We start from the raw sequence: 13,524 nt of genomic DNA, 5'->3' as shown, positions 1-13,524 counted from the left end.
AAAATCCTCCTTGAAATTAATACTTTTACTTTTTTGGCCAAAATAAAAAACCTCTATCCCCATAAAGGGACGAGGTTTCGCGGTACCACCCTTTTTAACACATATATGTACTTCATGCACGTGTTCACTTCATTGGGATAACGGCTTATGCCGGTACATCTTTACATCAAAAAGCGGAAGCGGCTCGCTAAGCAGAGCTCAACATTACTTTTCAATGGTCCCGATGCCAACTCAGGAGGTGAAACTTCTCTTGCATTTCCTGTAAAAATGCTTTCAGTCTTAGGCATTTTCTCCCTGAAAAGGCTGACTGCAAGGTACTGGTCTCCGTCATCGTTTTGTTATTATAATTTTGCTGTTAATTATATTACATTCTTGAGGCTGTTTCAAACGGTTTTCATAAAATTGGCGCCCATTTTCTATTTTCTTAGATGGTAAAGAAGAATTCCGGCCGCCACAGCCACATTAAGTGATTCGCTTTTCCCGAAAATCGGTATATAAAGATTTGCTGCTGTATTAGCCAGGAGTTCTTTATTCACCCCGTTCCCTTCATTTCCAACGAGCAGTGCGAAGGAATCAGAGGACTCAAATTGTGTGTATTCCCGGGCATTTTCCAAAGCTGTTCCATAGACAGGTACATTACTTTCTTTCAGTCTTACGATCCAGTCAGAAAGGTTTCCTCTTAAAACCGGCAAATGAAAGTGGCTGCCCTGTGCAGATCTAAGCACCTTCGGGTTATATGCGTCAACGCTGCCTTCACCCACAATAACGGCATCGATGCCAGCAGCATCTGCCGTCCTGATCATCGTACCCAGATTGCCAGGATCCTGGACGGCATCAACTAATAAAAACCGTTTTCCTTTCACTTCCTCGGTGGATGGTTCTTGGCTGCAGACAGCAAAAATTCCCTGTGGTGTTTCGGTATCCGCCAGCAGCCCGATGATTTCATCTGTAACCATTGTTACAGGGATGTCGCCATAATCCAAGCCGGGAGGCATATTTTTATTTTCATTAATGATTATTTCTGCTATTTGATTGGCTTTAAGTGCTTCTTCCACCAGATGAAAACCTTCAACTAAAAAGGTTTCTGTTTTGTCACGCTCTTTTCTGGCCAGAAGTTTTTTCCATTCTTTAACTTTTGGGTTTTTTGCAGATTGTATATGCTTCAACACGGTCTCTCCTTTTAAAGAAAATCCCGTAAAACCGGAATTTTTCTGTACAGTTTTTTCATTATAGCTTATTTGAAATACATAATAAAAGCAAAATTAGAGAAGATAATAACGAATTAAATCTGGAAGGAGTGCATTAAGGTGAATTTAAACCTGCGCAATGCCATTTTACACAATGTATCAGGCAACTCTCAAGATGAACTGAAAGATACAATCGTGGATGCCATTCAAAATGGGGAAGAAAAAATGCTGCCTGGCTTAGGTGTATTATTTGAGGTAATCTGGAAAAACTCCTCTGAAGAAGACAAGCTGGAAATGCTTCAAACTTTGGAGAGCAGTCTTAAATAAAGTGAAACTTCAATCAGTGGGGGTTTTCCTTATCCCCCACTGATTGTTAGTCGCGTTCTAGTGTCGCTAAGATCTCCGCTAGCGCTTCGATCAATCGACACTACGAACCCGATTGGTTCAACTAAGCCTCTGCCTGCGCGTCGGCAAGTTTCACTGTATCTCACCAATCGGGCCTTTACGGGCAGTTTGACCCCCACTTATCCTCCTTTGATTTCTCTGAGTTTTGAAGTGGGGGTCTTACTGCCCGTTAGACTGCGATAAAACGGAAAAAACTCCGGAAAGAGCCGGAGTTTTTTCATTTTATTCAAATGTAATCTTATCAACTGTTTCCCTGTCAAGCTTCTTAATCACTTCAGCAATCAGCTTAACTGCATTTTCATAGTCATCGCGGTGAAGCATTGCTGCATGGGAATGGATATACCGTGTTGCAATGGTGATTGAAAGGGATGGTACTCCATTATGTGTAACATGAATGGCTCCTGAATCTGTTCCTCCGCCAGCGATGGCATCAAATTGATAAGGGATATTCAGTTCATCTGCAGTGTCTGTTACAAGGTCACGCAGGCCTTTGTGAGAGACCATTGATGCATCATAAAGGATGATTTGCGGCCCTTTGCCCATTTTGCTCATGGCCTCTTTTTCAGAAATCCCCGGTGTATCGCCTGCGATTCCAACATCTACGCCAAATGCGATATCCGGCTCGATTTTTTGCGCAGATGTTCGGGCTCCGCGAAGACCAACCTCTTCCTGTACCGTTCCTACACCATAAACTTCATTTGGATGTTCAGCATCTTTTAATTCTTTTAGCACATCTATGGCAATTGCACAGCCAATGCGGTTATCCCAGGCTTTCGCCAAAAGCATCTTTTCATTATTCATAACCGTGAATTCGAAATATGGAACCACCATGTCACCAGGTTTTACTCCCCATTCTTTTGCTTCTTCACGACTTGAGGCACCAATATCAATGAACATGTCTTTAATCTCAACAGGCTTTTTGCGCGCATCCGGTGATAAGATATGCGGCGGTTTTGAACCAATTACCCCGGTAACATCTCCTTTGGACGTTACAATCGTCACGCGCTGTGCCAGCATAACCTGCGACCACCAGCCGCCAACTGTCTGGAAGCGGATGAAACCTTTATCATCAATGTTTGTTACCATAAATCCTACTTCATCCAAGTGGCCGGCTACCATGATCTTCGGGCCGCCTTCTTTGCCGTTTTTTTTAGCAATGAGGCTCCCCAGTCCATCTGTTGTCACTTCATCAGCATATGCTGTTATGTATTTTTTCATAACATCGCGAGGTTCACGCTCATTTCCCGGTATTCCTTTCGCATCTGTTAAGTCTTTAAGCATCGTTAACGTTTCATCTAATTTAGCCATCATTTCGACTCCCTTAATATATATTTAATCATATTATACCGAACATCGGATTCAATATAAAGAATTATCAGACGGATAATCCCTAAGGCTGAAGGCGGAAAAAGTATTTAGTATCCTTCGGCCTGCCTTTTATAATTTACTTCATTTTTGTCTATATATGCTTTTTCTATATGCGAAGAGTTAAATCCAAGCATTTCCCCAAGATGTAAGTAGGCTGCAATAAGCTCTTTATAATCCATTAAAGTACGGCTGGTCCGAAACTTTCCGATAGCTTCATAAACAGACAAGAACTGGCCATTCACTGAAGCCGCCTTTTCCAACATAGCAGCAAAGTCCTTTTCCCCGTCAAATCCGCATTCAATTCCAAGCGATAAAATAAAATGTATACCGTCTACAAACTCTTCCAATACTGTTTCCTGAGGGGAGGAAGGCTTAAGGCTCCAGAACTTAAAGCATCTTGTCTCATTAGCAAGCTCTCCCAATTCGACAAGCAGCGCGAGTATCTTACGCTCAAATAAATCTTCTTCCTCTAAACCATGGTTTGATTCTATATGGCTGTCCAGCCCTTTTTGCATTTGGAATAATTGCTGATAATTCATTTTCCACCGTCCTATATAAAATTAAAGATTAACTTCCATTATAATGCCCATCAAAAAAATTATAACAAATCGCAAAAAAGTTGAAACTTTTTTAAATCTCACCCGTATAGTAAGGAAAATAATAATGGAGGGCTGGTTACTATGTGGCTCCTGCGTATGCTATTGTTTGCTCTGATTCTATTTCTTATATACACCGCGGTAAAATATCTTCTCAATTCCAAGAGAAAGCTAGAGCTTGCCCACGAACAGAAACGATATTATTTTTGGGATGACCAGGAAAATGTCAGGAAGAACTTCCTGATTACGTATAAAGGGGTTTTATTTGAAGGCGAAAAGTATTTGGGTACCACTGATAATGCTTTTGATGTGGTCTCCATTTTCATCTGGCCGCACAATGCATCGGCCCTTAAAGGGATGGTAAGGGAGGATTTTCTTTTTATTGAAAGGAAGATAACCGAGGCCTATCCTACTGCAAAAATTGACTGGAAAAGCCCTGTGAAGGAGTTCATGCATAAAACAGCTTCTCCAGGCGAGGAAATTAAAGATCATCTTTAAAAAACGTTCGGCAGCCCCGAACGTTTTTTTTATGCTGTTTTGAAGAATTCCTTCCATTTAATAACTGTCACCTTTTCCCTCAGTACAAATACTAAAACAGAAAGTGACAGCAAAATCAGGACAATCATTGAAGGAGTAAATCTGCTGATGAACTCTCCGAAAACGGTATAAAAAACAGCCAGCGGCAAATTGGTAATCCATGAATTTTTCAGATACTGATTAAATCCTTTATTTCTTTCCATCAGACAAAAGCTCAACAAATGATAATGAATAAAAGGGATAAGCCTTAAAACTGCAACCTGGCCGACAGTTAAATTCCGATACTCCCCGAACCACCGCTTCTTTAACAAAGAAAGCTTTTCATGTGTCCCCGGCATTTTTGTGATTAGAAAATAAAAAAGAATGCTGCTGATCATTAACCCTGCAAGAGAGAAAACAGAGCCAAAAAAGCTGCCAAAAAGAACTCCCCCTGTTATGCAGACAAGCGGTACCGGAATAAATAGAAACTGCCGGATAATATGAAAAAAGATAAAAGCAATGGGAGCTAGAATTCCAGCAGTCTCTGTCATAGCAAACAATAAAGTCAATTGATCATTCATGCCTTCACCTCTCCCCGATGACTTTCCTGCTGTGTTCCCTAAAGCTTATGGATGGCACTGACTATTTATGACAATTGAATAACCAGGTACACAAGCAAGACCGCTTCAAGCAATGCCAAGAAAGGCAGTCCCCATTTAAACTGAACATGCTTCGTTTTATGCCTGAAGGTCTTCATACCAAGAGTCATTCCCGCTGCCCCGCTCAAAAAGGCTGTGATCCAGAGGTTCTTCTCGCTTATACGGAACTCATTCCGTTTTGCTTTTTCTTTATCAAGCTTCATCAGGCAGAAACCAACCACATTCATGATCAGATAGATAAGAGCAATTGTTTTAATCATGAGCTTTCTCCTTTGTATGTATTAAGTCTGTATTGAGCTTAAATGAAACGGAAGCTTTCTGTCCATTAAAAGCAAAAAAAAGCCATCCCCATAGGGAATGGCTATTGTATGAATTATTACTTGTTAAGCTGCTGTTTTGCAACTGATGCTAATTCAGCAAATGCTTTTTCGTCAGCGATTGCTAATTCAGCAAGCATTTTGCGGTTAACTTCGATGCCAGCAAGCTTTAAACCGTGCATTAAACGGCTGTAAGAAAGACCGTTCATGCGAGCTGCTGCGTTAATGCGAGTAACCCAAAGTTTGCGGAAGTCGCGCTTTTTCTGGCGACGGTCGCGGTAAGCATACATTAGGGATTTCATAACCTGCTGGTTAGCAACTTTGTATAATGTATGTTTTGAACCGAAATAACCTTTAGCTAATTTGATGACTTTTTTACGACGTTTGCGAGTAACTGTACCGCCTTTTACACGTGGCATATTATTTCCCTCCTAATTTCGAGATATTACTTAAGATTTACTAATAAGTTACGGATGCGCTTGTAATCGCCTGAAGAAACAAGAGTTCCTTTGCGAAGCTTACGCTTTTGCTTTTGAGATTTGTTCGCGAACATATGGCTTCTGTAAGCGTGAGAACGCTTCAGTTTACCAGAACCTGTTCTTTTGAAACGCTTAGCAGCGCCGCGGTGAGTTTTCATTTTTGGCATTGGGAATTCCTCCTCTTACTTGTCGTTTTTCGGTGCTAAGACCATAAACATGCTTCGGCCATCCATTTTTGGATGTGATTCCACTGTTGCAACTTCATTGCATGCTTGTGCGAATCGAATTAGTACACGCTGGCCAATTTCCTTATGCGTAATGGCACGTCCTTTGAATCGGATCGATGCTTTTACTTTATCGCCTTTTTCAAGGAATTTAATAGCATTGCGAAGTTTAGTATTAAAGTCATGCTCTTCAATAGTCGGGCTAAGACGAACTTCTTTAATACTGATAATCTTCTGGTTTTTGCGAGCTTCTTTGTCTTTCTTCTGCTGCTCGAATTTGAACTTTCCGTAGTCCATGATACGGGCTACCGGAGGCTTCGCACTCGGTGCAACCAGAACAAGATCAAGATTGGCACGAGAAGCAATTTCAAGTGCGTCGAATTTTGATTTAATACCTAACTGCTCGCCGTTTTGGTCAATAAGACGGACTTCGCGGGCGCGAATGCCCTCGTTTAACAACATATCTTTGCTAATAGCTAGACACCTCCAAGGTTTAATGCGAACACAACGTTTGGGTCAAGAAAAGCGCAAGCGCCTGCTTAGCAGACAACTTTATAGCTGTCAGCTGCACCGGACCAAAGCTGAATCGCAAGTTATGCAACATTTCTCTTCCGTGACGGAATCAGAGCTGTTTTAACCAAATAAAAAAGTGCGGATGAAAACACCCACACTTACGTATATAAACAGAAAATGTTCACGTAAACCTGCCAACTGCACTTTGCGTCAATCAGGTGAGAAGCGGGTGCTTCTTCTTTTCCTCAAACTGTATTCAATTCACCTTAGCTACTATATCACAAAGAATGATTCCGTGTCAAACGAATAACTTTTATCACAACGAAGAAAAGCATAACAAAATTAATTGCTTTTGGCAATACGATTTTAATATTTTTTCAAAATGAATTTAATGCCAGCTCTTTCGTTTGTCTCATAAAAAGGGCTGCAGCTCATGCAGCCCTTTTTGATTATTATCGTTTAACTTCAGCTTTTAGTGCTGAGATGAAGTCCTCAAATGAAACAGTTTCTGATTTTTGCTCTCCATACTTGCGGACATTGACAGCTTTTTCAGCTACTTCATTGTCTCCAACAACAAGCATGTATGGAGTTTTTTGCATTTGTGCTTCACGGATCTTATACCCGATCTTTTCATTGCGGTCATCCAGCTCAACGCGGAAGCCCTCTGCCTGAAGCTGCTCCTGGACTTTTTTCGCATAATCAAAGTGAATATCAGGAGAAACCGGAATGACCTGGACTTGAACTGGGGCAAGCCAAGTTGGGAACGCTCCCTTATATTCTTCAATCAGAAATGCTACAAAACGCTCCATAGTGGAAACAACACCGCGGTGGATAACGACCGGGCGATGAGGCTTTCCATCTTCCCCTACATAAGTCAGGTCAAAACGTTCAGGAAGCAGGAAGTCCAGCTGGACAGTAGATAATGTCTCATCCTTGCCAAGCGCAGTTTTAACTTGCACATCCAATTTAGGACCGTAGAAAGCTGCTTCGCCTTCTGCCTCAAAATAATCGAGGCCGATTTCATCCATTGCTTCTTTAAGCATTGCCTGTGCTTTTTCCCACATTTCATCGTCATCAAAGTACTTCTCAGTATCCTGCGGATCTCTGTAGGAAAGACGGAATGAGTAGTCATTGATATCGAAGTCTTTATATACTTCAAGGATCAGATGTACTACGCGCTTAAACTCTTCCTTGATCTGGTCAGGTCTTACAAAGATATGTGCATCATTCAAAGTCATGCCTCGTACACGCTGAAGGCCGGATAAGGCTCCTGACATTTCATAGCGGTGCATTGTTCCAAGCTCTGCAATACGGATTGGCAGTTCGCGGTAGCTGTGGATGCCATTCTTATAGATCATCATATGATGCGGGCAGTTCATTGGACGAAGAACAAGCTGTTCGTTATCCATCTCCATTACAGGGAACATGTCTTCCTGATAATGATCCCAGTGGCCTGATGTTTTATAAAGATCCACGCTTCCCATAATTGGAGTATATACATGGTCATAGCCCAATCTTTCTTCCTTATCCACGATATAGCGCTCGATATTGCGGCGGATGGTCGCCCCTTTTGGAAGCCACATTGGCAGGCCCTGGCCTACCTTTTGCGAATTCATGAACAGGTTAAGCTCTTTGCCGATTTTACGGTGGTCACGCTCTTTTGCTTCCTCAAGGAGACGCAAATGCTCAGCCAGGTCTTCTTTCTTGAAGAAAGCTGTTCCATAGATCCGCTGAAGCATCTTATTGTCACTGTCGCCTCTCCAATACGCTCCGGCAATGCTTAATAGTTTGAACTCTTTCAATTTGCCTGTAGAAGGAACATGAACACCGCGGCAGAGGTCAAAAAATTCTCCCTGCTCATAGATTGTCACTGTTTCATCTTCAGGAATAGCCTTGATCAATTCAAGCTTATATTCGTCATCTATTTCCTTGTACATCTCAACCGCTTCATTGCGGCTGACCTCTTTGCGGACAATATCAAGGTTTTCATTAATAATCTTTTTCATTTCTTTTTCAATCACTGGAAGATCTTCTGGTGAGAGCGACTCTTCCAAGTCGATATCATAATAAAATCCGCCTTCAATGACTGGTCCTACCCCAAGCTTTACATTTTTATATATACGCTTGATCGCCTGAGCCATCAAATGGGCAGTGCTGTGGCGAAGAACCTCCAGGGCATCGCTTGAGTCCGGTGTTACAATTTCAATAGCTCCATCCTTTTCGATTGGACGGCGAAGATCATACATTTCTCCATCCAGCTTGCCGGCAATTGCCTTTTTCTTAAGGCCCGGGCTGATCGAAGCTGCAATATCTTCTGTTGTCGTTCCCTTTGAAAACTCCTTTACAGCTCCATCTGGAAACGAAACTTTAACAACTTCTGACATGATATTTCCTCCCTTATTATGTTAGCGCAAGACATCTGAATCAGATGCTGCTGCGTTTTACACTAAAAATAAAAAAACCCGTCCCTAAAAAAGGGACGAGTTATTATTAACACGCGGTTCCACCCTACTTCTCGCTTTCATAGAAGACAAACGACTCTGTAGTAAGATAACGGTCTTTTCCCGCCAGCCCATTTCCTGGCTGGAGTTCAGAGGCGGTAAGCATTCAGATCGTGTTAGGAAGGTTTCAGCCTTGCCTTCCCTCTCTTTAAACCGTATTAGAATACCCGTATCCTCATCGCAACTTTTGCTTGATTATTGTAATATGTACGTTATTATAGTTTGTTATTTCAGGAAAATCAAGGGTATCTTTTACATTTTTCATCATCAGCATAAGAATGGGCGTTTTGATAATTATAAAAAGCTGCAAGAGAGCTTAATTGAAGCCTTTCTTCAAAAATATTGCGGATTGTTCTGACCAGCGGCTGGTCAAAATCATCTGAATAGAGATAAATAGCTGAAGGCGCTATTGAGAGCAGCGGCGCAATCGTAACAGAATCCACATATACAGGATGATTGGATAATAGCTTGCGGTCAATCATTCTTAAGAGCTCTCCGCGTTTAATTTCACACATTTGCTCATCATAAAAATAAACACCTTCATCCATGAGGACATGGATCGTATTCATTTTTGGCTGCTTGCCTGAAAGGAAATCTCTCAATGTATGAATGAACATCTGATATTCCTGTTCCATTTTGTACTCATCGATGGAGACTTCAACATACTTGGTCATTTCATTCATAAGCGGGCGCATCCGGAATTTCACGAATGAATCAAAAGAAAAGAAAATGTTTTCTTGAAACAACTGATCAATTGCGCTTTTTAAGCTTTCCTTTACATCCAGGCCACTGACAAACGCAGCAAGATCCTCACGGTTTCCTTCCAGGATAGAGTGAATAATTTCAAGGATCTGCTGCTGCTCGCCTTCGTCCTCATAATAATAATGCTCCATCAGTATCCGTTTAAACCAATCATCCTGCTTCTGGTTCACGATAAATTGAAAAAATGCTGTTTTAACAGTATTCAGGACATTGCCGCTATTTTCAGCAGAAACTCTGACTATATGTTGATCTTCAAAATGAAGAATATTATTATCACATTGACAAAAAGACTGCAGCTGTTCAGAAAGATGCTCATAGAAATTCCTCGCATCTGAGCTGCTCTGGAAAATGATTTCGATCAACCAAATCCCCCCTTTATACAAATCTCTGTTCTATGTATATGGCGGACTTGGCCAATTTAGAAGTGGGGTTTGGTCTAAAAAAGCTGCCGATGATTTTATCGGCAGCTTTCAGATTATCCTCTTCTGTTCGGTCCTTCTACAAGCACCGGTTCAGCAAGGTATTTAATGCGTTCCATGATTCTTCTTGCCTTCATTTTCTCTTCCTCGCCGCGCTGGCTGTATGTGAGGTGGTGTTCAAGTTCTTTAAAATTAAAATTAGAGGTAAAGAAGGTTGGCAAGCTTTCCTGCATACGGAATTGCAGAATCGGACCCAGTATTTCATCTCTTGTCCAGCTTGACATCGTTTCGGCGCCAATATCATCAAACATCAATACAGGTGCTTTTTTAATTGTTTCGATCTTGCTGTTCAATGTATGGTCCCCGATTGAATTTTTTAATTCCCTGAACAGTTCCGGGACATATACAATCATCGAAGAAACATTTTTATCAGCAAGCTTATTAGCAATAGCGCCAAGTAAATAGGATTTGCCGACACCAAAATCACCATGAAAAAAAATACCCTTTTGCTTGGTGCCAGGCTGGTAGGTCATTGCGAAAGAAGCAGCCTTTTTGTTTGCTCCTACTCGATCGTCTACATCCTTGTATAAAGAACCAAAAGTAGCGTGAAGAATATCGGATGGAACATAAAGGCTCTTAATCAGCTTTTCATTTTTGCGCTTTTCATCATGCATTACTTTTCGCGGACACTTGTCATACTTTAGATCAATTGTTCCTCTTTGGATAAAAAGTTCAGGATGATACCCTTGCATATAATTGACACAGCCTTCCAGACTTGGGCATCTACTGCATTCCTTGCTTTGCTGGGTATATTCAAATAGCTTGCTTAAGCTTTTTTCCACTGTTTCTGAAGTCAATTCATCCCGGTGTTTTTGCAGGAAATCTTTAATTTCAGGATGATTAAGCGTTTGGATGCGCATGCTTTCATACCTTTTTTTAAAGCCTTCACTGCCTGCAAGCCGTTTAAGTGTTTCATTAATTTTCTCCACTACTCATTCACCTCCTGGGAGTTCAATTTTTTTAATATTTCTTCAAGCTCTTTCTTTTCCATTTCAAGGTCTTCCTCATTTTTGCTTTGCCTTGATTTAGATTTATTGCCTTTATTTTTTTTATCATCAAACCAGTCCGGAAGCATCTCTGTTCTGATCGGCTTCCTTTTGTTCCCCGTTGGGCCTGCTGTTTTCTTCCCTTCTGCCCAATCAAGGTATTGGCGATGTTCTTTTTTGGCTAATGCAATAGCTTGCTGGGGTGTTTTAATCTTCTTTCTTGCCCAGTGGCCTGCTATTTTTTCTACATACCCTTTGGTCAGCTTCATATCTGTTTTGAGCATTACATATTGAATCAGCACATTAATTACCCCAGGCAAAAGCTTTTGCTGGAACATGACATCTTCTATAATCTGCAGATCTCCTTTCGAAGGCTCCGCTCCTCCGGATATATCTTTTAACAGCTGCCTTGGTGAGGTAATTTCCAAATAACGGATCAACTCTTCTTCCTGTGTTTCTGGCTGTTTTTTATGAGACTGATGGATGGCAGGCTGAACCCTGTCAATCAGGGATGGCAGCATATCCTGGTTTTGGAATTGATACCAATCCCGTGCAGATTTTCTTAATTCATCAATGTTTATCTCATTATCTTCATTTACGGCGCTGATGACAATATTTTTCATCTGGATAGGGTCGATTCCATATAAAAAGGCAAGATTGCTGATGGATTCCTTTACTTTAACTGTAAGGGCTTTTTTTGGTACAAGCGATTCATTCAGCCCTGCCAGAAGCAATTCAAAATTAAAATCTTCATTTCCGATTTGAATGCCTTCCTGTTCCCGCCTTCCAATATACCCTTCCCCATCCGCTTCATTCATCAGCTGCACCACTTCATCATCAAGCGAACCAGGGTGCCCGGATTGAAATACATCCTGGAAAGCCTTCGTTACTTCCTCATATCCCATGGCCGGCTGCACCTTCTGATCTGAGAAGAATCGCTTCAGCCTCATAAATTGATTCTTCCCCAATTTTTTATAAAGATAGATATTGAGCATGCCGTCAAGGAAGAATTGTTCAGGTGTCAGAGGTGGAAGCAATTCGTAAATAAATGACCTTGTCTCTTCTTCCTTGTTAACATATACCTTTAAAAGTCCTATCCCTTCAAGCTTGAGGCGGGCTTCATAAATATCCTTAAGCCCCATCCCCATGAAATTCATTAAACTATGGTGTGAATTTGAAGATGACCATAGCCGGTTTTCTTCAAGCTCTGCCCATAAAGTCATATACAAACTGAAGCACACAGAGCCAATGAGCGGCTGGTATAACAGCGTCAGCACTTTCCGGTCATAATCATGCAAAAGCCCGCTGGCTGCTACTGTATATCGATCAATGGGGAGCATCTCCTGCCAATGCTGGGCCATGGTGTTCACCTTTTTCTATTAAAATTTTTATTAGGCTGTTCATCAAAAGCATATCCCGCAAAAAAAAGAGCCAAAGAAAAACCTTCAGCCCATCAGCCTATTTCATCATGAATCAGCGGCAGCGGCAAAACTGTCCTGATTATGATTGTTCTTTTTTAATTAATTCCTTGAGTTCATCAATAAATACATTGATATCTTTAAATTGCCTGTATACTGATGCGAAACGGACATATGCGACCTCGTCCACATTTGCGAGTCTGTCCATGACCATTTCGCCAATTTCATCGCTTTTTATTTCAGAGACACCATTGCTGCGGAGTTCCTTCTCCACTTCAAAAGTAATGTCCTCCAGATCTTTAAGAGCTACCGGCCTCTTTTCACATGCTTTAATAAGGCCTCTCAGAATTTTTTCCCGGCTGAATTCCTCTCTCGTACCTTCTTTTTTCACAACGATTAATGGAATTTCTTCCACTTTCTCAAAAGTCGTAAACCGGTATCCGCATTTCTCGCATTCCCTTCTGCGGCGGATGGATCGGCTGTCATCCACAGGACGGGAATCGAGCACACGCGTATTATTGTTTTGGCATGAAGGGCATCTCATACAATCAGCTCCGAATTTTTTTTATAAGTTGTCTTTAGACTAATAACCGAATAAAATTTGATACTCTTATCTTATAAAAAAGGAGTTGACAGTACAAGTACAACTATTTATCTGCGTTTCTTGCAGAACCGAGAAAATCATGCCGTTTATTTAATTTTTCATATATCGAAAGAACTTCTCTCTTAAGAATTGGATGCACACCTGCCGGTGAGGACTGTTCAGTTGAAATATTGATATCTACAGCCGTTTCAAAAGGCCTGACAGTCACGACTGTCACAATGGCAAAACAAGATTTGTCTTTTTTAAGTTCTGCTGCAATCTCGCCGTGTTCTTTGGAAGTGCTGAGAATATTCACATTATGGTCTGCTTTGAATAATTCTTCAATCGTCTGCATCATTTGTACTGTATTGGTTCTATAGTATCTTGTAGTGAGCTCAGGATCAGAGTGGTTTTCGTTTGTTTCACACTGCTTTTTATAGCGGCTGGCAAGCTGCCTGAAAATTGACATTCTCTTTCCTCCGTATATTATTTGTATCCTTATTGTACTATCTTTTGCGAAGATACTAAAGG

At 41.2% G+C, this 13,524-nt stretch carries 16 protein-coding genes and 2 other annotated features; of the genes, 2 read left to right on the top strand and 14 right to left on the bottom strand.

What is annotated here, in order from left to right:
• Nucleotides 1-62: 62 nt before the first annotated feature.
• Nucleotides 63-340, bottom strand: a binding site (T-box leader).
• Between the two features lie 76 nt (nt 341-416).
• Entirely contained in the window at nt 417-1,166 is a 750-nt protein-coding gene (locus tag NYE23_RS00715; protein WP_341074827.1) for a TrmH family RNA methyltransferase, read from the bottom strand.
• A gap of 141 nt (nt 1,167-1,307) precedes the next feature.
• Here NYE23_RS00715 and sspI point away from each other — a divergent pair, with 141 nt between their 5' ends.
• The gene (gene sspI / locus NYE23_RS00710) at nt 1,308-1,514 is read left to right on the top strand and encodes a small acid-soluble spore protein SspI (protein ID WP_035330267.1); all 207 of its coding nucleotides are present in this window, start codon (nt 1,308-1,310) and stop codon (nt 1,512-1,514) included.
• Between the two features lie 300 nt (nt 1,515-1,814).
• Here the strand turns inward: sspI and NYE23_RS00705 are convergent, their stop codons facing one another.
• Nucleotides 1,815-2,900, bottom strand: coding sequence for a M42 family metallopeptidase (locus tag NYE23_RS00705; protein ID WP_341074826.1), 1,086 nt, complete (start codon nt 2,898-2,900; stop codon nt 1,815-1,817).
• Between the two features lie 107 nt (nt 2,901-3,007).
• A complete protein-coding gene (locus NYE23_RS00700) occupies nt 3,008-3,499 on the bottom strand; it encodes a dUTP diphosphatase (protein ID WP_341074825.1) in 492 nt (163 codons plus the stop codon).
• 141 nt (nt 3,500-3,640) lie between these two features.
• Between NYE23_RS00700 and NYE23_RS00695 the strand changes: the two genes are divergently transcribed.
• A complete protein-coding gene (locus NYE23_RS00695) occupies nt 3,641-4,054 on the top strand; it encodes a sigma-w pathway protein ysdB (RefSeq protein WP_341074824.1) in 414 nt (137 codons plus the stop codon).
• Between the two features lie 29 nt (nt 4,055-4,083).
• Here NYE23_RS00695 and NYE23_RS00690 read toward each other — a convergent pair whose 3' ends face one another.
• From NYE23_RS00690 to NYE23_RS00640, 11 genes are all read right to left on the bottom strand, one after another.
• Entirely contained in the window at nt 4,084-4,653 is a 570-nt protein-coding gene (locus NYE23_RS00690; RefSeq protein WP_341074822.1) for a TVP38/TMEM64 family protein, read from the bottom strand.
• Nucleotides 4,654-4,718: 65 nt separating this feature from the next.
• Nucleotides 4,719-4,991, bottom strand: a complete 273-nt coding sequence (locus NYE23_RS00685; protein WP_341074821.1) for a DUF1294 domain-containing protein — start codon at nt 4,989-4,991, stop codon at nt 4,719-4,721.
• Between the two features lie 116 nt (nt 4,992-5,107).
• Nucleotides 5,108-5,467: a 50S ribosomal protein L20 gene (rplT, locus tag NYE23_RS00680; protein ID WP_341074820.1), complete on the bottom strand. Its 360-nt coding sequence runs from the start codon at nt 5,465-5,467 to the stop codon at nt 5,108-5,110.
• Nucleotides 5,468-5,493: 26 nt separating this feature from the next.
• Nucleotides 5,494-5,694 carry a 50S ribosomal protein L35 gene (rpmI, locus tag NYE23_RS00675; protein ID WP_009333215.1) on the bottom strand — a complete coding sequence of 67 codons (201 nt, stop codon included), beginning with the start codon at nt 5,692-5,694 and terminating at the stop codon, nt 5,494-5,496.
• 15 nt (nt 5,695-5,709) lie between these two features.
• Entirely contained in the window at nt 5,710-6,213 is a 504-nt protein-coding gene (gene infC / locus NYE23_RS00670) for a translation initiation factor IF-3 (RefSeq protein WP_061794096.1), read from the bottom strand.
• A gap of 175 nt (nt 6,214-6,388) precedes the next feature.
• Nucleotides 6,389-6,511: a sequence feature (ribosomal protein L20 leader region), on the bottom strand.
• Nucleotides 6,512-6,716: 205 nt separating this feature from the next.
• Entirely contained in the window at nt 6,717-8,648 is a 1,932-nt protein-coding gene (gene thrS / locus NYE23_RS00665; RefSeq protein WP_341074816.1) for a threonine--tRNA ligase, read from the bottom strand.
• A gap of 356 nt (nt 8,649-9,004) precedes the next feature.
• Nucleotides 9,005-9,889 carry a putative sporulation protein YtxC gene (ytxC, locus tag NYE23_RS00660; RefSeq protein WP_341074815.1) on the bottom strand — a complete coding sequence of 295 codons (885 nt, stop codon included), beginning with the start codon at nt 9,887-9,889 and terminating at the stop codon, nt 9,005-9,007.
• Nucleotides 9,890-10,002: 113 nt separating this feature from the next.
• Nucleotides 10,003-10,935: a primosomal protein DnaI gene (gene dnaI / locus NYE23_RS00655; protein WP_341074814.1), complete on the bottom strand. Its 933-nt coding sequence runs from the start codon at nt 10,933-10,935 to the stop codon at nt 10,003-10,005.
• On the bottom strand, nt 10,935-12,353 hold the full coding sequence (locus NYE23_RS00650) for a replication initiation and membrane attachment family protein (protein ID WP_341074813.1): 1,419 nt from the start codon (nt 12,351-12,353) through the stop codon (nt 10,935-10,937). The genes dnaI and NYE23_RS00650 overlap by 1 nt, the downstream gene beginning before the upstream one ends.
• Before the next feature lie 139 nt (nt 12,354-12,492).
• A complete protein-coding gene (gene nrdR, locus NYE23_RS00645) occupies nt 12,493-12,954 on the bottom strand; it encodes a transcriptional regulator NrdR (RefSeq protein ID WP_048008385.1) in 462 nt (153 codons plus the stop codon).
• A 103-nt stretch (nt 12,955-13,057) separates the two neighbouring features.
• The gene (locus tag NYE23_RS00640; RefSeq protein ID WP_341074811.1) at nt 13,058-13,462 is read right to left on the bottom strand and encodes a hypothetical protein; all 405 of its coding nucleotides are present in this window, start codon (nt 13,460-13,462) and stop codon (nt 13,058-13,060) included.
• Between the last annotated feature and the right edge of the window lie 62 nt (nt 13,463-13,524).

Origin of the sequence: Cytobacillus sp. FSL H8-0458 (assembly GCF_038002165.1) — a bacterium.
Classification (GTDB): domain Bacteria; phylum Bacillota; class Bacilli; order Bacillales; family Cytobacillaceae; genus Cytobacillus.
Note: the sequence above shows the minus strand (reverse complement) of the source record. Positions and strands in the feature narration are given on the sequence as shown.